Source organism: Kitasatospora sp. NPDC086009 (genome assembly GCF_044540385.1).
Taxonomy (GTDB): domain Bacteria; phylum Actinomycetota; class Actinomycetes; order Streptomycetales; family Streptomycetaceae; genus Kitasatospora.
Window position 1 is genome coordinate 379,485 of record NZ_JBITSA010000002.1, and the last position, 19,404, is coordinate 398,888.

Genomic DNA, 19,404 nt, shown 5'->3' on the forward strand with positions numbered 1-19,404 from the left:
GGGATCTGGTACGAACCGGCGGGACGGGCATACGTCCTATTCTCACGCCGAGTGCCTCGGGTGGCGCAATCGGGGGCGGGCAGCGGCACGCCGGGGGCCGAAATTTCCGGGACCGAAACCCTTTCTGCATCTTGCTGAAACAGATTGCAGACCGCTAGCGTCCTGGCAACTCGACACCCTTACCCCCGCAAGGGAGCCCTCAGTGGCCGATGTCCCGCCCCGCCGCACACGCCGACGGAGCACCACCCCGATCCGCAGACCCGGCCGCACGGCCGTGCTGCTGGCCGCCGCGCTGACCGCCGCCACCCTGGGCGGCGCGGCTCCCGCGGCCTTCGCCGCGGCCCCGCCCGGCCCGCCCTCGGACGCCGCGCTGGCCGCCACCGCCGGGCGGCACGACCTCTCCCGCGAGCAGTTCTACTTCGTCCTGCCGGACCGTTTCGCCAACGGCGACCCGGGCAACGACACCGGGGGCATCACCGGCAGCCGGCTGGACCACGGCCTCGACCCGGCCGACAAGGGCTTCTACCACGGGGGCGATCTCGCGGGCCTGCTCCAGCGGCTCGACTACATCCAGGACCTCGGCACCACCGCGATCTGGATGGCCCCGATCTTCAAGAACAAGCCCGTCCAGGGCGCCGGCGACCAGGCCTCGGCCGGTTACCACGGCTACTGGATCACCGACTTCACCCAGGTCGACCCGCACTTCGGCACCAACGAGCAGCTCAAGGAGCTGATAGCCAAGGCGCACGCCAAGGGCATCAAGGTCTTCTTCGACGTCATCACCAACCACACCGCCGACGTCATCGACTACGCGCAGCAGCAGTACGGCTACCGCTCCACCGGGGCCTACCCGGTGCTGGACGCCGACGGCCGGCCGGTCGACGAGACCGCCGTCGCCGACGCGGGCGCCGGCTCCCCGGCCTCCTGGCCGAAGCTGACCAAGGACTCGTTCCCCTACAGCCCGGTCTTCCGCAAGCCCGCCGACACCGCCGCCAAGGCCCCGGCCTGGCTCAACGACCCCGCGCTCTACCACAACCGGGGCGACTCGACCTTCGTCGGCGAGTCCGCCACCGAGGGCGACTTCTCCGGCCTGGACGACCTCGACACCCAGAACCCCAAGGTGGTCCAGGGCTTCGAGAAGGTCTACCAGCAGTGGGTCAAGGACGCCGGCGTGGACGGCTTCCGGATCGACACCGTCAAGCACGTCAACATGGCCTTCTGGCAGCAGTGGGCGCCCGCGCTCAAGGACTTCGCCGCCAAGCAGGGCAACAAGAAGTTCTTCATGTTCGGCGAGATCCTCTCCAGCGACCCGGCGGTCACCTCGCCGTACGTCACCAAGGGCCGGCTCCAGGCCACCCTGGACTTCCCGTTCCAGAGCGCCGCCCGCTCCTACGTCTCGCAGGGCGGCTCGGCCCGCGGCCTCGCCGACGTGTACGGGCAGGACTACCGCTACACCACCGCCGACACCGACGCCTACGAGCTGCCGACCTTCCTCGGCAACCACGACATGGGCCGCTTCGGGTCCTTCCTGCTCGGCGACAACCCGGGCGCCGACGACGCCACCCTGCTGAAGAAGGACCGGCTCGCCTCCGAGCTGCAGTTCCTCACCCGGGGCCAGCCGGTCGTCTACTACGGCGACGAGCAGGGCTTCACCGGCGCCGGCGGCGACAAGGACGCCCGGCAGGACCTCTTCGCCTCGCGGACCCCCTCCTACAACACGGACCGGATGCTCGGCGGCCCCTCCGGCTCCGCCGACCGCTACGGGCGCGACGGCGAGCTCTACCGGGGCATCGCCGGGCTGGCCGCGCTGCGCCGGGACCACCCGGCCCTCGCCGACGGCGCCCAGATCGAGCGGTACGCCGCCGACGGCGCGGGCGTCTACGCCTTCTCCCGGATCGACGCCGGGCAGCAGGTCGAGTACCTGGTCGCGGTCAACAACGCGGCCGAGGCGAAGACCGTCACCCTGGACACCTTCTCGGCCGGCCAGGGCTTCGACCGGATCTACCCGGCCGCGGGGGAGCGGCTGACCAGTGGCGCGGACCGCGCGGTCACCGTCACCGTGCCCGCGCTCTCCTCGGTGGTGTTCAAGGCCGCCGGGAAGCTGGCGCCGGTCGCGGCCGCGCCGACGCTCGCGCTGCGGACCCCGGCCGACGGCTCCACCGGCACCGTCACCGTCGGCGCGGACGTCGACGGCGGCGGCTTCGACCGGGTCACCTTCGCCGCGCAGATCGGCGACGCGCCCTGGCGGACCCTCGGCACCGCCGACAACGGGACGTACCGGGTCACCCAGGACCTCGGCGCCGTGCAGCCCGGCACGGTGGTCCGCTACAAGGCCGTGGTTCAGGACTCCAGCGGCCACCTGCGCTCGGCCACCGGCAGCTTCACCACCGGCACCCCCGTCCCCGCCCCGGCGCCCAGCGCCACCGCCCGCCCGTACGCCGTCGTGCACTACCAGCGCGAGGACGGCGACTACGACGGCTGGAACCTCTACGCCTGGGGCGACCTCGCGGACGGCGAGGCCACCCCCTGGCCCGCCGGGCACGGCTTCACCGGCCGGGACGCCTACGGCGCCTTCGCCTACGTGAAGCTGAAGGAGGGGGCCTCGGACGTCGGCTTCGTCGTCGAGAAGGACGGCGTCAAGGACGTCGACACCGACCGCCACCTCGATGTCGGCGCGACCGGCGAGGTCTGGCTCAAGGAGGGTGACCCGACCGTCCGGACGGCGAACCCCGGGCCCGCCAACACCCAGCCCGCCGGCACCGCCGTCATCCACTACAACCGGGCCGACGGCGACTACACCGGCTGGGGCCTGCACGACTGGACCGGCGCCGCCACCCCGACCGACTGGGGCAACCCGCTGCTGCCGGTCCGCCGAGACGCCTTCGGCGCCGTCTTCGAGGTGCCGCTGGCACCCGGAGCCACCAGCCTCAGCTACGTCCTGCACCGGGGCAACGACAAGGACCTGCCGACCGACCAGTCGCTGGACCTCGCCGCCAACGGCCACGAGGTCTGGATCCTGGGCGGGCGGGAGGGCTACCTGCTCCCGCAGAACGCCGCCGCCGCCTCGCAGCTGGACCCCGGCTCCGCCAAGGCCCAGTGGATCGACGCCCGCACGGTCGTGGTGCCCGCCGGGTACGGCGCCAACGACGCCGCACTGGCCGGCGGCACCAGCGCCCAACTGGTGTACGACCCCGAGGGCGGCATCCGCGCCGAGAAGGGCGTGCTGAGCAAGGCCGGGCAGTGGATCCGGCTGACCCCCGCCGCCGGGCTGACCGACGCCCAGAAGGCCGCCTTCCCGCACCTGGCCGGCTACCGGGCCTTCACCGTGGACGCCCGCGACGCGGCCCGGGTGCCCGCCGCGCTCCGCAGCCAGCTGCTCTTCACCGAGCACCTGCCCAGCGGCGCCGCGCTGGCCGCGACCGGGGTGCAGACCCCCGGCGTGCTGGACGACCTGTACGCCCGCCGCACCGGCCGGGTGGACTTCGGACCGGCCTACTACAACGGCAAGGTGGCGCTGTCGGTTTGGGCGCCGACCGCGCGGGAGGTCTCCGTCCAGCTCTTCGACGGACCGGCCGGCGGCACCCCGAAGACCGTCCCGCTGAAGCTGGACGACGAGACCGGTGTCTGGGAACTCGTCCGTGACAAGGCCGAGTTGGACGGCAAGTACTACCTGTACCAGGTGAAGGTCTGGGCGCCGTCCGTCCAGCAGCTGGTGGTCAACACCGTCACCGACCCGTACTCGGTGGCGCTGTCCGCCGACTCCGGGCGGAGCCTGGTCGCCGACCTCGCCGCCAAGGCGCTGAAGCCCAAGGGCTGGGACGACCACACCGTCCCGAAGGCCGTCCCGCCGGCGCAGCAGCAGATCCAGGAGCTGCACGTCCGGGACTTCTCGGTCGAGGACGGCACGGTGCCGGCCGCCGAGCGCGGCACCTACCTGGCCTTCACCGAGTCCCAGTCGGCCGGCATGCGGCACCTGCGGGAGCTGGCCCAGGCCGGCGTCACCACCGTGCACCTGCTGCCGACCTTCGACATCGCCACCATCCGGGAGAACCGGGCCCAGCAGAAGCTGCCGGCCTGCGACCTCAAGGCCCTGGCGGCGGACAGCGAGCGGCAGCAGGAGTGCGTGGCGGCCGTCGCCGCCGAGGACGCCTACAACTGGGGCTACGACCCGCTGCACTACAACGTGCCGGAGGGCTCGTACGCCACCGACCCGGAGGGCACCGCCCGGACGGTGCAGTTCCGGCAGATGGTGCAGGCGATCCACCAGTCCGGGCTGCGCGTGGTGCTGGACGTGGTCTACAACCACACCGCCGCCGCCGGCCAGGCCGAGCACTCGGTGCTGGACCGGGTCGTCCCCGGCTACTACCAGCGGCTCGACGCCAACGGCAAGGTGACGACCGACAGTTGCTGCGCCGACACCGCGCCCGAGCACGCCATGATGAACCGTCTGGTGGTGGACTCGGTGACCACCTGGGCGCGTGAGTACAAGGTCGACGGCTTCCGCTTCGACCTGATGGGCCTGGATCCCAGGTCCACCATGCTGGACGTGCAGGCCGCACTGCGCAGGATGACACCGGATTCGGACGGCGTCGACGGGAAGAACGTCTTCCTCTACGGCGAGGGCTGGAACTTCGGCGTCGTGGCCAATGACGCCCGCTTCGCGCAGGCCACCCAGCTGAACATGGCCGGCACCGGCATCGCCACCTTCGACGACCGGATCCGGGACGCGGCGCGCGGCGGCAACTTCCAGCTCTCCTCGGCCCCGCAGCAGGGCTTCGCCTCGGGCCTGTACTCCGATTCCAACGGTTCGCCGGCCAACGGCACGCCTCAGGAGCAGAAGGACCGGCTGCTCAAGCAGATGGACCAGCTCAAGGTGGCGCTCACCGGCAACCTGGCCGGCTACGCGTTCACCGACAGCGCGGGCCGGGCCGTCACGGGCGCGGGCGTCGACTACAACGGCGCCCCGACCGGGTACGCGGCCGTGCCGGGCGAGGCGGTGGAGTACGTGGACGCGCACGACAACACCGACCTGTTCGACGCGCTGGCCTACAAGCTGCCCGCCACCACCGCGCCCGCCGACCGGGCCCGGATGCAGGCGCTCGCGCTCTCGCTGACCGCGCTCACCCAGGGGCCGGGCTTCGTCCAGGCCGGCACCGACCTGCTGCGTTCCAAGTCGCTGGACGCCAACTCCTACGACTCGGGCGACTGGTTCAACGCGATCCAGTGGGACCCGGCGCAGGGCAACGGCTGGGGCCGCGGCGTGCCGACGGCGGCCGACAACAAGGAGATGTGGCCGGCCGCCAAGTCGCTGCTGGCCGATCCGAAGCTGGCGATGGGGGCCGCCGACATCCGGGCGACCACCGCGCAGTACCAGCAGTTCCTGCGGATCAAGCAGGGCTCGCCGCTGTTCTCGCTGCTCACCCTGGCCGCCGTCCAGCAGCGGCTCTCCTACCCGCTCTCCGGCACGCCCGGCGAGACGCCCGGGGTGATCACGCTGCACCTGGACGGCACCGGGCTGGCCGGGGCGCAGAAGGGCATCACCGTGGTGTTCAACGCCACGCCCACCGCGCAGAGCCAGACCGTGGCCGCCCTGAAGGGGACGGCGCAGGCGCTGCACCCGGTCCAGGCGGGCGGGGCCGATCCGGTGGTCCGGCAGTCCGGTTTCGCCGCCGCCACCGGCACCTTCACCGTGCCGGGCCGCACCGTGGCGGTCTTCGTCCAGAACTGACGCTCCGCCGTACCCGGCCCCGCACCGCCCTCGGGCGGCGCGGGGCCGTGGTATTTCCCGCCGGTGCCCGGCGCGTGAGTGGCCGAAAACCGTCGTTGGCACGGCCGGAAAGGTGAGGTGACGGATCCGCCCGGCAGCACGGTCCACCGTGCGGATGCCGAGCGGGCCCTGAGCGCTGGTCAGTGCCCGCCGGAAGTGATCGAACCTTTCGGGTGGCGATGAAAACCGTCGTCGGTAGTTCCCGCGCCTGTAACACGGACGGGGGTCCGACGGATGAACGGTCCCGGTAGCTAATCGGCCAATCAGTGGCATGCATCTGTCATTCACGGCTCGTTTACTGCCACGATTCCCCCGGCTGCAGACGAGGGGGCCCCACCCCCCGGTGCGGCTGTCCCAGGTCAGGTTCAGCGCCTCTTCCTGCCAGCAACTGCTCGGTCTTTGCTCCGCAACCGCACCCGCGCCGCGCACCCGGCGGCGGGGGCCCCCACTGCGCCGCAACCCTGCGGCCAGGTTCTCTCCACCGCACGCGCACCCCGCGTCGGTCGGAAAAGGAGTCCGCATGTCCCGTTACACCCAGGCTCGGAAGGCAGCGGTTGTCATGGCCGCCTCCACCGCGCTTCTGGTGACCGGCATCCCCGTCATCGCGCAGGCCGCCACCCCGGACGCGCCGGCCGCGGTCGCCGCCCAGCAGGCGAGCCGTGCCCAGCTGATCGCCTCGGCGACCGGGCAGACCGCCGCCCTCGCCCAGACCCTGGGCCTGGGCAGCGAGGAGAAGCTGGTCACCAAGGACGTCTCCCAGGACGCCGACGGTACCCGCCACCTGCGGTACGAGCGCACGCTGAACGGCCTTCCGGTTCTCGGCGGCGACCTGGTCGTGCACCAGAGCGCCACGGGTGCGACCAAGGGCGTGGACCGCGCCAGCACCGCCCCGCTGACCGGCGTGAGCACCACGCCGAAGCTGGCCGCGCCGGCCGCGCAGTCCGCCGCGCTGGCCGCCGAGTCGGGCGCCGCGCTGGAGTCCGCGCCCCGCCTGGTGGTCTGGGCCGCCGACAACAGCCCGCGCCTCGCGTGGGAGACGGTCGTCTCCTCCACCGAGGCCGACGGCACCCCGAGCAAGCTGCACGTGGTCACCGACGCGACCTCCGGCCAGGTCATCCAGAAGTTCGAGGGCATCCAGACCGGCACCGGCAAGGGCGTCTTCGTCGGCAACGTCACCATCGGTACGACCCAGTCGGGCTCCTCGTACCAGATGAAGGACGGGGCTCGCGGTGGGATGTACACCACGAACCTGAACCACGGGACCTCGGGCACCGGCACCCTGTACACCAAGTCGACCGACAGCTGGGGCGACGGCACCGTCGCCAACAGCGAGTCGGCCGCGGTCGACGCCCACTACGGCGTCGCGGCCACCTGGGACTACTACAAGAACACCTTCGGCCGCAACGGCATCCGCAACGACGGTGTCGGCGCCTACAGCCGCGTCCACTACGGCAACAACTACGTGAACGCCTTCTGGGACGACTCCTGCTTCTGCATGACCTACGGCGACGGTGACAGCAACACCCACCCGCTCACCGAGCTCGACGTCGCGGGCCACGAGATGAGCCACGGCGTCACCGCGGCCACCGCCAACCTGAACTACTCGGGTGAGTCCGGCGGCCTGAACGAGGCCACCTCGGACATCTTCGGCACCATGGTGGAGTTCTACGCCAACATCCCGACCGACAACCCCGACTACCTGATCGGTGAGTTGATCAACATCAACGGGGACGGCACCCCGCTGCGCTACATGGACAAGCCCTCCAAGGACGGCGGCTCGGCCGACTACTGGTCCTCCACGGTCGGCAACAAGGACGTCCACTACTCGTCCGGTGTCGCCAACCACTTCTTCTACCTGCTGTCCGAGGGCAGCGGCGCGAAGGTGATCAACGGCGTCAGCTACAACTCGCCGACCCAGGGCAACATCGCCGTCAGCGGCATCGGCCGGGACAAGGCGGCGGCGGTCTGGTACCGCGCGCTGACCACCTACATGACCTCCACCACCAACTACGCCGCGGCGCGCACCGCGACGGAGAAGGCGGCCACCGACCTGTACGGCGCCGGCAGCGCCGAGCTCAACGCGGTCAGCACCGCCTGGGCGGGCGTCAACGTGGGCACCGCTCCGAACCCGGGTGGCGTCACCGTGACCAGCCCGGGCAACCAGAGCACCGCGCTGAACGGCTCGGTCAACCTGCAGATCGCCGCCACCGGCGGCACCGCCCCGCTGACCTTCACGGCCACCGGCCTGCCGACCGGCCTGTCGATCAGCTCCAGCGGCAAGATCACCGGCACCGCCACGACCGCGGGCACGTACAACGTGACCGTGACCGCGAAGGACGCCGCCAACAAGACCGGTTCCACCAGCTTCACCTGGACCGTCTCCGGCGGCGGCGGCAGCTGCACCCCGGCGCAGCTGCTCGGCAACGCCGGCTTCGAGACCGGCAGCGCCGCCCCGTGGACCGCCTCCAGCGGTGTCGTGGACAACAGCGCCTCGCAGGCCGCGCACGGCGGTACCTGGAAGGCCTGGCTGAACGGCTACGGCTCCGCCCACTCGGACAACCTCTCGCAGACGGTGACCATCCCGGCCGGCTGCAAGGCCTCGCTCAGCTTCTACCTGCACGTCGACACGGCCGAGACCGGCTCGACGGTGTACGACAAGCTGGCGGTCACGGTCAACGGCACCGCGCTGAAGACCTACTCGAACGTGGACGCCGCCGCGGGCTACCAGCTCCGCACCTTCGACCTCTCGTCCTACGCGGGCCAGACGGTCACCCTGAAGTTCGCCGGCACCGAGGACGCCTCGCTGCAGACCAGCTTCGTGATCGACGACACCTCGATCGCCACCAGCTGACCCGCTCCGGCGGTCAGTAGAACCAAGTAGGACAGGGAGCAGGGCCCGGCAGCCACGGCTGCCGGGCCCTGCGTCGTGGGTGCGGCGGGCGGCCCGTCCGGGGGCCCGCCCGGCGGGCACGGGGCGTGAGCTTCCGGAAACGGACCGGCAACCGCGGGGCAACCGCCGGGCAACACGAAACACGGGCGAAACGTGTCCGTCCGCAACCAGAAATCCGCCCTCGCGACACTCTCCCAACCGACCCGCGCTCCTCCCTGGCGCGGGCCCGTGGGAAGGCACGCCCCTATGTTCCTGGCTGACCCGTCGCCCGGCCTCGACACCGGAGACACCGCCTGGCTGCTGGCCAGTACCGCACTCGTCCTGCTGATGACCCCCGGCCTGGCGCTGTTCTACGGTGGCATGGTCCGCACCAAGAGCGTGCTCAACATGATCATGATGAGCTTCGTCTCCATCGCCGTGGTCACCGTGGTCTGGCTGCTGGCCGGCTACTCGCTCGCGTTCGGCCCGGACGTCGACGGCTGGGGGCTGATCGGCGGCCTGGACCACCTCGGGATGGCTGGAATCACCCCCTCCTCGCTCACCGGCCACGTCCCCACCGTGCTGTTCGCCACCTTCCAGCTGACCTTCGCGATCATCACCGCCGCGCTGATCAGCGGCGCCATCGCGGACCGCGCGCGGTTCGGTTCCTGGGTCGCCTTCACCGCGGTCTGGACGCTGCTGGTCTACGTCCCGGTGGCGCACTGGGTGTTCGCGCCCGGCGGGTGGATCCTGTCGAAGCTCGGCGCGCTCGACTTCGCCGGCGGCACGGTGGTCGAGGTCAACTGCGGGGCCAGCGGACTGGCCCTGGCCCTGCTGCTCGGCCCCCGGATCGGCTTCCGCAAGGAGGCGATGCGCCCGCACAACCTGCCCCTGGTGCTGCTCGGCGCGGGCCTGCTCTGGTTCGGCTGGTTCGGCTTCAACGCGGGCTCGGCGCTGGGCGCCAACGGCCTGGCCGCGTCCGCGCTGCTCAACACCCAGGCGGCCGGCTGCACCGGGCTGCTCGGCTGGCTGCTGGTCGAGAAGCGCCGGGACGGCCACGCCACCACCCTGGGCGCCGCTTCCGGCGCTGTGGCCGGCCTGGTCGCCATCACCCCCTCCTGCGGGAGCGTCGACCTGCTCGGTGCGCTGGTGATCGGGCTGGCGGCGGGCGTGGTCTGCTCGTACGCGGTCAGCTGGAAGTTCCGCTTCGGCTTCGACGACTCGCTGGACGTGGTGGGTGTGCACTTCGTCGCCGGGGTCATCGGCACCGCGCTGATCGGCCTCTTCGCCAGCGCCGCGATGACCGGCGGCCCGGTCGGGCTGCTGCACGGCGGCGGCCTCGGCCAACTCGGCAAGCAGCTGGCCGCGGTGGCCGCCGTCGCCGTCTACGCGTTCGCCATGACGTACGGGATCGGGCGGGCGGTCGACCGGGTGATGGGCTTCCGTGCCGACGAGGAGCACGAACTCACCGGCCTGGACCTCGCCGTGCACGCCGAGACCGCGTACGATCACGGCGTCCTGGGCCACGGTACGACCGCCCATGCCACCACCGTGCTCACGCACTCCTCCGACAGGACCCCCTCCGCATGAAGCTGATCACCGCGATCGTCAAGCCGTTCAAGCTGGACGAGGTCAAGAACGCCCTGCAGGCCATCGGGGTGCACGGACTGACCGTCACCGAGGCCAGCGGGTACGGGCGCCAGCACGGGCACACCGAGGTCTACCGGGGTGCCGAGTACCGGATCGACCTGGTCCCCAAGGCCCGGATCGAGGTGGTGGTCGAGGACGCCGACGCGGACCAGGTGATCGAGGAGATCGTCCGGGCCGCCCGGACCGGGAAGATCGGCGACGGCAAGGTCTGGGCGGTGCCGGTGGAGACCGTCGTCCGGGTCCGCACCGGCGAGCGCGGGCCGGACGCCGTCTGAGGCCCGCCCCGCCGTCCTGAGCGGCGCTGAGCGGCCCTGAGCTGCCCTGGAGACACTACGGCGATGCCCCCGTGCGAGACCGCGCGGGGGCATCGCCGCGCCGCGCGACGAGTGGAAGGTCGTATACGAGGTTTCCGGGGCTGCGGAAACGTTGTTCCCAAGGCCTTGACGGGCTCTCAGAGTGACCTTAGGTTCAGCGCTGAAAGTTTCCTGCAAGTTTCAGCAACCTTTCATGCGCGGTACCCCAGGCTGCCCCACCCCAGCCCCCAGGAGACATCGTGGTCACCACCGCCCCCGTCCGCCGGCCTGCCCGGACGGCCGGCGCGCTCGCCGCCTCCGCGGCGCTCGCGCTCTCGCTCACCGCCGCCTTCGGCGCGGCCCCCACCGCCCAGGCCGCCCCACCCGGCAACGGCAAGGACGTCACGGCCACCCTCTTCGAGTGGCGCTTCGACTCCGTCGCCAAGGCCTGCACCGACACCCTCGGTCCGAAGGGCTACGGCTTCGTCGAGGTCTCGCCGCCCCAGGAACACATCCAGGGCGGCCAGTGGTGGACGTCCTACCAGCCGGTGAGCTACCGGATAGCCGGGCGCCTCGGCGACCGGGCGTCCTTCAAGAGCATGATCGACACCTGCCACGCGGCGGGCGTCAAGGTGATCGCCGACTCGGTGGTCAACCACATGGCGGCCGGCTCCGGGACCGGCACCGGTGGTACCAACTACACCAAGTACACCTACCCCGGGTACTACCAGGACCAGGACTTCCACTCCTGCCGCACCGCGATCAGCAACTACGCCGACCGCTCGAACGTGCAGAACTGCGAACTGGTCAACCTCTCCGACCTGAACACCGGCAGCTCCTACGTCCAGCAGACCATCGCCGGCTACCTGAACGACCTGGCCTCGCTCGGCGTCGACGGCTACCGGATCGACGCGGCCAAGCACATCGCCGCCGCCGACCTCGCCGCGATCAAGGCGAAGACCGTCAACCCCAACGCGTACTGGGTGCAGGAGGTCATCTACGGCGCGGGCGAGCCGATCCAGCCCACCGAGTACACCGGCACCGGCGACGTCGACGAGTTCCGCTCCGGCACCTGGCTGAAGAGCGCCTTCCAGGGCGGCCGGATCGCCGACCTCGCCTCCTGGGGCTCCGGTCTGCTGCCGGGCGACAAGGCCCGGACCTTCGTCGACAACTGGGACACCGAGCGCAACGGCTCCACGCTGACCTACAAGGACGGCTCCGCCTACACCCTGGCCAACGTCTTCATGCTGGCCGACCCCTACGGCTCGCCCAACGTCTACTCCGGCTACGCCTTCTCCGGCCACGACGACGGCCCGCCCAACGGCGGCACCGTCAACGCCTGCTACAGCGACGGCTGGAACTGCACCCACGCCTGGCGGCAGGTCGCCAACATGGTGGGCTTCCGCAACGCGGTGGCGGGCACCGGGATCACCAACTGGTGGTCCAACGGCAACAACGCGATCGCCTTCGGGCGCGGCGGCAAGGGCTTCGTGGCGATCAACCGCGAGAGCGGGCCGGTCACCCAGACCTTCCAGACCTCGCTGCCGGCCGGCTCCTACTGCGACGTCCAGCACGGCGACCCGGCGGCGGGCGGCTGCGGCGGCCCGTCCTACACCGTCGGCTCGGACGGCCGCTTCACCGCGACCGTCGGCGCGGGCGACGCGGTGGCGCTGTACGTGGGCGCTCCCGGCGGCGCGGGCAGCTCGGGCGGTTCCAGCGGTTCCGGCGGTTCCGGCGGCGGGACGCCGGTGAGCGGCGGCGCCTCCTTCGCGGTCAACGCGACCACCGTGCCCGGGCAGAACATCTTCGTGGTCGGCGGCACGGCCGCGCTCGGAGGCTGGGACCCGGCCCGGGCGCTGCCGCTCTCCTCGGCCGCGTACCCGGTCTGGAAGCTGGACGTCACGATGCCGGCGGGCACGTCCTTCGAGTACAAGTACGTCCGCAAGGACGCCTCCGGGGCCGTGACCTGGGAGTCCGGCGCCAACCGCACGGCGACGGTGCCGGCCTCCGGCGGCCTGGTCCTGAACGACACCTGGCGCGGCTGACCCGCGCCGACGGCCGCCACCCTCCGCCCTGCGTCGGGGAGGGCGGCGGCCGTCAGCGTGCCACCCTCCCCGGGCGGCCGTCAGCGCGCCGCCCGGCAACTACCCCGGGCGAGTGGATCCCGCCGCTTCGCCGCCCCGGTACGGGTGAACGCTGTCAGCATCACGGGATGAGAACCACCCCCGCCGTCCTGGACGTCGAACTGTGCGGCGGCCGCTGGGACGGTCACCGCAAGCGGGTCCACGCCGCGGCTCCGCCGCCCTCGCTGCGGATGGTGCTGCGGGCCGAACTGCCCGCCGCGGAGGCCGGCGAGTACTGGCCGACCACCAGCGTCTACCGGCTGGACGAGACCGGCGGCCGACGGCGCTACCGCCACTCCCACGACGAGTAGCGCCGGGTGCCCCGCGGTCCGCGTCGGCCGGGTGCCCCCGCGGCCCGGGTCAGCCGCGTCCGATGTACGGCATCGCGGTCGCCATCACCGTGGCGAACTGCACATTGGCCTCCAGCGGCAGCTCCGCCATGTGCCGCACCGTGCGGGCCACGTCCGCGACGTCCATGGTCGGCTCCACCGCGATCCGCCCGTCCGCCTGCCGCACGCCGGTGCTCATCGCCGCCGTCATCTCGGTCGCCGCGTTGCCGATGTCGATCTGCCCGCAGGCGATCCGGTACGGACGCCCGTCCAGCGACAGCGACTTGGTCAGCCCGGTGACGGCGTGCTTCGTCGCGGTGTACGCGATCGAGTGCGGTCTCGGCACGTGCGCGGAGATCGAGCCGTTGTTGATGATCCGGCCGCCCCGCGGGTCCTGGGCCTTCATCCGCCGGAACGCGGCCCGGGCGCAGAGGAAGGCGCCGGTCAGGTTGAGGTCGACCACCGCCCGCCATTCGGCGATGTCCAGCTCGTCCACCGCGGCGGGCGCGCCGAACGTCCCGGCGTTGTTGAACAGCAGGTCGACCCGGCCGAACGGCTCGGCGGCCGCCGTGAAGAGCGCGTCCACCGCCGCCGGGTCGGTGACGTCGGTCGGCACCACGACGGCCGCCCCGCCGCCCGGTCCGGCCGCCGCGCAGAGTTCGGCCGTCCCGCGCAGCGGCTCCTCCCGCCGTCCGGCGAGCACGGGCAGCCACCCGGCGGCGGCCAGCTCCACGGCCACGGCGCGCCCCACCCCGCTGCCGGCTCCGGTGACGACGGCGATCTGCTGTGGCATGGCGGTACTCCTCGGAGGGTCTTCGGGCGGCCCGTCGGTCGACGGCAGGTGCGATCGTTCCCGATCCGCCGCCCCGAGTCACTGGTGGAAGGTCCCAAAGTCCGGCCCCCCTCCCGTCCGGCGCGCCGTCGGTTGTGGGGGCCCCGCAGGCGCCCCCGCCACCCGGCGGGGCGGGCCACCCGCCGGATGGCGGGGGCGCCTGCGGGGCTTGACCCGATCGGGGACAAACCTTGAATCGGCGCAGGCCGCAGCGCAACCGGGCCGCCCGGGTCCACGTCATAAGATCGCAGGACGGCGCGCTCCCGCGAGGGGCGGCGCGCCGCCGCCCCGGGGACCGGCGTGACGTCGCACCCCGGGTCTGTCCGGCCCCACCCGGGGGCCGCCGGCCGGCTCCCGAGGGGCCGGGCGTGACATCGGTCGGAGAGTCCTCACCGTGCAGCCGCAGTCCACCCGTGTCCGTGCCGCCCTGACCGGCGCCGCCGCCTTCGCCCTGGCCGCCTCGCTGGCGGCGTGCGGCAGTACGGATGCCGGCGGCAAGGGGGACGCCGCCAAGGCGAGCAGCGCCAAGGGCGGCGCCGGTACGGCGAGCGGCACCCCCGCACCCGGCAGCCCGACGGCCGCCCCCGGCACCCCGACGACGACGGCCCCGAACCCGGCCGGCAAGGTCCTCATGCCCACCGGCCCGGAGGCGAGCTTCGGCAAGGCCCGGGACACCGCGGCCGGACAGATCCTGATGACCACTTTGAACGGGCCCAAGTCGGGCGTCTCCGGCAAGGTCTGGGTCTGGCTGCCGCCCCAGTACAACGACCCGAAGTACGCCCGGACTGGCTTCCCCGTGCTCACCCTCTACGCGGGCGGCCAGAGCGCGGGATACAACACCTGGACCGACAACCAGCTGCCGATCCAGGAGATCGACGCCGATCTGGCGAAGGCCGGCAAGGCGCACCCGTTCATCATGATCATGCCGGTGCAGAACCTCGACTCCAACGAGGCCAAGGCCCTGGAGTGCGCCGACATCCCGGGCCAGCCCAAGATGGGCACCTGGATGGCCGAGGACATCCCGGACTTCGTCCGCGCCAACTTCCGGACGGTGAAGGGCCGCGACGGCTGGGGCCTGATGGGTGCCTCCACGGGTGCGTTCTGCAGTGCCAAGCTGGCGCTGCAGCACCCGGACAAGTTCAAGGCCGCCGTCCCGATCGACGGCTACTTCAACCCGGACTCGCCGCTCTGGAAGGGCCACGAGGCGGAGCGGCAGGCCAACAGCCCCGATCTGCTGGTCACCCAGGGCAAGGCCGAAGTGAAGCTGCTCGCCACCGCGGGCGGCGCCAACCCGTTCGAGATGAAGCTGGTCAAGGCGTGGGTCGCCAAGGCCGCACCGCCGCTCTCGGTCGAGTACTACGAGCAGGCCGGCGGCAAGCACCTCACCAGCGACTTCAAGAAGATGATTCCGGACACGCTGCAGTGGCTGACCAGGAACCTCGCGGGGCCGCAGAGCGACTGACCCGGCCGGGGCGGCGCCGCCGTGGACGCGTCCGGTGGCGCCGCCCCGGCGCGGGCCGCCGGACGCCGGGTCGGGGCCCCGCCTCCGTCTTCGTCCCCGCCTCCGTCTTCGTCCCCGTCGGCGCGCCCGTCGCCGACGGCGCGGACGGCTGCCGCCAAGTCCGCGGCAGGCCGCTGACCTGCGCGTCAATCGGACATTGATTCGCCTCTGATCGACTACGGCCACTGTGGTGGGACCGCATTCCGCCAGTGCCGCCAGCCACGGAACCGGTCCGGGAGGACCGGTCGTGCCATGCCGTGCAAGCCCGCCGTGCCAAGTCGTGAAGAGAGTGCCATGCCGAGCCGTCTGCTGTCCCTAGCGTCCCCCTCCGTGCCCGCCCAGGCGGGCTCCCAGTGTCAGCGGGCCGCCGACGAGGAGCCGCAAGCCATCCGGTTCGCCGGGCTGCGGCTGGTGCACAAGGCCCTCCGTCGCGACCTCGCCCGACTGCCCAACGCCCTGCGGCTGCTCCAGCCCGGCGAGGACGAGAAGGGCGAGGCGCTCCTGCGGCACTGGACCTTCGTCACCGCGATGCTGACCTGCCACCACGAGCAGCAGGACATCCGGGTCTGGCCGTTGGTCCGCCGCTTCGCGCCCGAGCTGCGCCTGCTGCTCAACTGGCTGGAGAGCGACCACCACAACCTGGACCACTCCTTCACCCGGGTCACCACCCTGGTCCGGATCGCCAGCCGGGACGCGGGCAGCACCTGGCCGGTCGCCTACGCCATGGACGACCTGGCGGCCCGGCTGGAGACCCACCTGCGGATCGAGGAGCGCCAACTGCTGCCGCGGATGGAGCGGGTCTTCGCGCGGTCCTCGCGGGTGGGAAGCCTGCCGGAGCTGCTGGACCTGCTGCGTTCCGCCGACGGCCCCGGTACCGCCGACGCGCTCGCCTGGCTGCTGGACGGCGTCGAGCCGGCGGTGGTCGAGTCCCTGCTGGCCCAGTGCGGCGACGATGTGGCGCGCAACTGGCCGCACTGGCACGCGACCTACCAGCGCTGCACCGGCCTGCTCTGGGGCCCGGCGGAGGCCCTGGACGGCTCCGCCGAGTGAGCGGCGGGCCGTTCGCGGGCCCTCGATCTACGCGCGTGGCATATGCCGGGCGCCTATGTCGCGACGGGGTGCGATGATCGGCGCCGGGTCCGCGTCGGGCGCGCTGGGCGTCTCAACTCCCCGTGCCCCCTAAGGGATTGACCCCGGTGCCGTAGGGGGCGGGATGGTCCGGACAGTCCGGGGGCGGCCAGGGGGAGGGTACCGCCGGGGGCCGATGGCGGGGCCCGGGCCGCCGCCTACCGTCGGAACCATGACCACAGCGACCACCACCGCGCGCCCCGCGCGCCGGCCCGTACCGGGCCGCCCGACCCTGTTCGCGGCGGCCGCCGTGCTGCTGCTCGGTGCCGGGCCGACCGCCTGCGAGGGCGGCGCCGCGCTCTGCACCAGCGACAACAGCTGCGACGTCGTCGTCCGTACCGCCGGCGGCGACTCCACCCACACCGTCGAGGTCTTCGGCGGCGACCGGACCGTCGAACTGATTGTCAGTCACATCACGGACAGTGCGGCCGAGGTGAGACTCGGGGACGACACCAGGACCGTCGCCGAGGGTGCCGAGACCGCCATCGGCACGGCCAAGATCACCCTGCGCGACGCCAACGCCCACGACCACGACGCCGAACTCCACGTCAGCCGCTGACCGTCGCCGCGGTCGAACGTCGCCGCCACGCACCGGGTGCCGCAGTCGCCCGTCGCCGCCATCGGCCGGGTGCCGCCGCGGGCCGGTACCGAGCCGCGACCGTGGCCCGCTACTCGGGCAGGCGGTTGAGCCAGGTCAGCGGAGTCACCCAGATCGCCTTCTCCGGCGAGCCGTCCCACTCCACCGGCAGGCCGGCCGCCTCCAGCGCCGCGACCACCGCGCGGCCGATCTCCACCGTCCTGAGCTCCGCCGGCTCGGCGCTCCCGCCGTCGGCCCGGAACCCGCCGTAGCGCAGCATCAGTCCACGCCCGGCGGCCGCCCCCTCGGTGTCCTGCTGATGGAAGAAGACGAAGCCGCGCGAATCCTCGTCCGCCTCGCCGCCGATCTCCGCATAGCCGCAGTTCGCACAGCAGGTGAAGTCCATCGCCGCGACGATGCCCTGCTCCTCCAGCGCGTCGAAGGCCTCCTCCAGCCGGTCCACGTCCGTGGTCTCCGGCCACGAAGCCTGCTCGGCCAGCCGCTCCTGCCAGAGCGGGGCGACGATCTCCTCGGCGTCCTCCGGCTCCAGCCCCTGGTCCTCGAACTCGTCGACCAGGGACTCGGCTATCTCGTCCGGCTCCTGGAACCCGCAGCGGATCAACTCGCGGGCACGCTCCTCCGCCTCGCGCCGTACCTCGAAGCTGAGCTCGGTCTCCTGGTTCATGCCCGCATCCTCGCACCGACCACCGACAGTCCCGCCGGCCGCCCCCGGTGCTACCGTCCGCCGGTGCCCTCCCTTCTCGAACCGCCTCTGATCACCCGTCTGCTGGCGGCCGACCGCATCCTGATCGCCGGCGCCGGCGGTGGATTCGACGTGTACGCGGGCCTGCCGCTGGCACTCGCGCTGCGCGCGGCCGGCAAGGAGGTGCACCTGGCCAACCTCTCCTTCAGCCACCTCCACGGCCTCCCCGCCGAGGTCTGGCTGGAGCCCGACGTCGCCCGGATCCGCCCCGACACCGCGGCCCCCGACGGCTACTTCCCCGAGCGGACGCTGGCCCGCTGGCTGCACCGGCAGGGCATGCCCGACACGGTGTGGGCGTTCCCGAAGGTCGGGGTGCGGCCGCTGCGCGACGCCTACCGGGCGCTCACCGCCCATCTCGCCGTCGACGCCGTGCTGTTGGTCGACGGCGGCACCGACATCCTGATGCGCGGCGACGAGGCCGGCCTGGGCACGCCGGAGGAGGACATGGCCAGCCTCGGCGCGGTCGCCGGGCTGACGGAGGTCCCCGAACGCCTGGTCGCCTGCCTGGGTTTCGGCATCGACGCCTTCCACGGCGTCAACCACGCGCTGGTGCTGGAGAACCTCGCCGCGCTGGAGCGGGCCGGCGGCTACCTCGGGGCGTTCTCGATCCCGCGCGACAGCCGGGAGGGCGCGCTCTACCTGGACGCCGTCGAGTACGCGAGGGCCGCGTTCCCCGAGTACCCGAGCATCGTCAACGGTTCGGTGGCGGCCGCCCTGCGCGGCGAGTTCGGCGACGTCCGGTTCACCGACCGCACCAAGGGCAGCCCGCTCTTCGTCAATCCCCTGATGACGCTGTACTTCGGCGTCACCGTCGAGGCCCTGGCCGCCGAGCACCGCTACCTGCACCTGATCGAGCGGACCGTGCTGACCCGCCAGATCAGCAGCGTGATCGAGGAGTTCCGCGACACCCTGCCGGTTCGGCGCCCGCCCCGGCAGTTCCCGCACTGACGGCGGCGGGTGCGCCGGGCCCCGGCGCCCGTTCAGCCCGAGGCGAGCCGGAACTCCAGGTTCCCGAACCGGACCTGGTCGCCCGGGCGGACGCGGACGCCGCCCGCGACCCGCAGCCCGTTCACGTGCGTGCCGTTGGTCGAGCCGAGGTCGTACAGCACCCAGTCCTCGCCCTCCCGCCGCAGTTCGGCGTGGTGGCGCGACACCGAGGCGTCGTGCAGCCGCAGCCCCGAGCCCGGCACCCGGCCGATCGTCAACTGCCGTGCGGCGGGGTGCGGCAGGCTCAGTCCGGGCAGCCGCTCGATCCGCCAGGCCCCGCGCAACCGCACGCCGAAGGCGGAGAGCTGACCCACCGTCCGCAGGACGAAGCGGCCGAACGGATTGCCGGTCGGCAGGTCGGCCATCGCCCGGTCGAGCTCGGCCCGACTGCCGGCGTGCAGGACGAGTTCCATCCGGCCGAGGAAGGTGTCGTGGGACAGCCGGCCGCTGCCCGCGCCCTCCCGCAGCACCCCGAGCGCCTGGTCGCGCTCGGCCTCGGACGGCCGGACCACGTGCGTCCGGATCTCAGGAGACGTCATGGCCCGATTGTCGGGTCACCCGCCCGTGCCTGTCCAGATTGCCGGG

Annotated in this window: 13 protein-coding genes; 10 read left to right on the plus strand and 3 right to left on the minus strand. The window is 72.4% G+C overall.

The window, feature by feature from the left end; genetic code table 11:
• Positions 1 to 202 precede the first annotated feature (202 nt).
• The 6 genes from pulA to ACIF6L_RS07420 all read left to right on the plus strand — a co-directional run bounded on the left by pulA (position 203) and on the right by ACIF6L_RS07420 (position 13,013).
• Positions 203 to 5,728 (plus strand): pullulanase-type alpha-1,6-glucosidase, encoded by a 5,526-nt coding sequence (gene pulA, locus ACIF6L_RS07395; RefSeq protein WP_396486923.1) that lies wholly within the window; start codon positions 203 to 205, stop codon positions 5,726 to 5,728.
• Between the two features lie 559 nt (positions 5,729 to 6,287).
• Positions 6,288 to 8,618 (plus strand): M4 family metallopeptidase, encoded by a 2,331-nt coding sequence (locus ACIF6L_RS07400; RefSeq protein WP_396486922.1) that lies wholly within the window; start codon positions 6,288 to 6,290, stop codon positions 8,616 to 8,618.
• A gap of 285 nt (positions 8,619 to 8,903) precedes the next feature.
• Entirely contained in the window at positions 8,904 to 10,226 is a 1,323-nt protein-coding gene (locus ACIF6L_RS07405; protein WP_396486921.1) for an ammonium transporter, read from the plus strand.
• A complete protein-coding gene (locus ACIF6L_RS07410) occupies positions 10,223 to 10,561 on the plus strand; it encodes a P-II family nitrogen regulator (RefSeq protein WP_329487365.1) in 339 nt (112 codons plus the stop codon). Before ACIF6L_RS07405 ends, ACIF6L_RS07410 begins: the two co-directional genes overlap by 4 nt.
• Before the next feature lie 278 nt (positions 10,562 to 10,839).
• Complete coding sequence (locus ACIF6L_RS07415) at positions 10,840 to 12,624, plus strand: carbohydrate-binding module family 20 domain-containing protein (protein WP_396486920.1); 1,785 nt, start codon at positions 10,840 to 10,842, stop codon at positions 12,622 to 12,624.
• 167 nt (positions 12,625 to 12,791) lie between these two features.
• Complete coding sequence (locus ACIF6L_RS07420; RefSeq protein ID WP_329487364.1) at positions 12,792 to 13,013, plus strand: hypothetical protein; 222 nt, start codon at positions 12,792 to 12,794, stop codon at positions 13,011 to 13,013.
• A gap of 49 nt (positions 13,014 to 13,062) precedes the next feature.
• Here ACIF6L_RS07420 and ACIF6L_RS07425 read toward each other — a convergent pair whose 3' ends face one another.
• Positions 13,063 to 13,824, minus strand: a complete 762-nt coding sequence (locus tag ACIF6L_RS07425; RefSeq protein WP_396486919.1) for an SDR family oxidoreductase — start codon at positions 13,822 to 13,824, stop codon at positions 13,063 to 13,065.
• 433 nt (positions 13,825 to 14,257) lie between these two features.
• On the opposite strand from ACIF6L_RS07425, the gene ACIF6L_RS07430 reads away from it, so the two are divergent.
• From ACIF6L_RS07430 to ACIF6L_RS07440, 3 genes are all read left to right on the plus strand, one after another.
• A complete protein-coding gene (locus ACIF6L_RS07430) occupies positions 14,258 to 15,325 on the plus strand; it encodes an alpha/beta hydrolase-fold protein (protein ID WP_359802742.1) in 1,068 nt (355 codons plus the stop codon).
• A 333-nt stretch (positions 15,326 to 15,658) separates the two neighbouring features.
• On the plus strand, positions 15,659 to 16,414 hold the full coding sequence (locus tag ACIF6L_RS07435; RefSeq protein ID WP_396486918.1) for a hemerythrin domain-containing protein: 756 nt from the start codon (positions 15,659 to 15,661) through the stop codon (positions 16,412 to 16,414).
• Between the two features lie 250 nt (positions 16,415 to 16,664).
• Positions 16,665 to 17,051 (plus strand): hypothetical protein, encoded by a 387-nt coding sequence (locus ACIF6L_RS07440; protein WP_396486917.1) that lies wholly within the window; start codon positions 16,665 to 16,667, stop codon positions 17,049 to 17,051.
• A 109-nt stretch (positions 17,052 to 17,160) separates the two neighbouring features.
• On the opposite strand, the gene ACIF6L_RS07445 is transcribed toward ACIF6L_RS07440, so the two are convergent.
• Entirely contained in the window at positions 17,161 to 17,754 is a 594-nt protein-coding gene (locus tag ACIF6L_RS07445; protein ID WP_396486916.1) for a DUF6891 domain-containing protein, read from the minus strand.
• A 63-nt stretch (positions 17,755 to 17,817) separates the two neighbouring features.
• Here ACIF6L_RS07445 and ACIF6L_RS07450 point away from each other — a divergent pair, with 63 nt between their 5' ends.
• Positions 17,818 to 18,780, plus strand: a complete 963-nt coding sequence (locus ACIF6L_RS07450) for a DUF1152 domain-containing protein (RefSeq protein WP_352286979.1) — start codon at positions 17,818 to 17,820, stop codon at positions 18,778 to 18,780.
• 32 nt (positions 18,781 to 18,812) lie between these two features.
• Here ACIF6L_RS07450 and ACIF6L_RS07455 read toward each other — a convergent pair whose 3' ends face one another.
• On the minus strand, positions 18,813 to 19,358 hold the full coding sequence (locus tag ACIF6L_RS07455; RefSeq protein ID WP_329487357.1) for a DUF1707 and FHA domain-containing protein: 546 nt from the start codon (positions 19,356 to 19,358) through the stop codon (positions 18,813 to 18,815).
• Between the last annotated feature and the right edge of the window lie 46 nt (positions 19,359 to 19,404).

Bases quoted from the DNA above. Each gene is read 5' to 3' on its own strand.
- ACIF6L_RS07445 (WP_396486916.1), bottom strand. From the start codon at position 17,754: ATGAACCAGGAGACCGAGCTCAGCTTCGAGGTACGGCGCGAGGCGGAG.
- ACIF6L_RS07425 (WP_396486919.1), bottom strand. From the start codon at position 13,824: ATGCCACAGCAGATCGCCGTCGTCACCGGAGCCGGCAGCGGGGTGGGG.
- ACIF6L_RS07455 (WP_329487357.1), bottom strand. From the start codon at position 19,358: ATGACGTCTCCTGAGATCCGGACGCACGTGGTCCGGCCGTCCGAGGCC.
- ACIF6L_RS07410 (WP_329487365.1), top strand. From the start codon at position 10,223: ATGAAGCTGATCACCGCGATCGTCAAGCCGTTCAAGCTGGACGAGGTC.
- ACIF6L_RS07435 (WP_396486918.1), top strand. From the start codon at position 15,659: ATGCCGAGCCGTCTGCTGTCCCTAGCGTCCCCCTCCGTGCCCGCCCAG.
- ACIF6L_RS07400 (WP_396486922.1), top strand. From the start codon at position 6,288: ATGTCCCGTTACACCCAGGCTCGGAAGGCAGCGGTTGTCATGGCCGCC.
- ACIF6L_RS07420 (WP_329487364.1), top strand. From the start codon at position 12,792: ATGAGAACCACCCCCGCCGTCCTGGACGTCGAACTGTGCGGCGGCCGC.
- ACIF6L_RS07440 (WP_396486917.1), top strand. From the start codon at position 16,665: ATGACCACAGCGACCACCACCGCGCGCCCCGCGCGCCGGCCCGTACCG.
- ACIF6L_RS07405 (WP_396486921.1), top strand. From the start codon at position 8,904: ATGTTCCTGGCTGACCCGTCGCCCGGCCTCGACACCGGAGACACCGCC.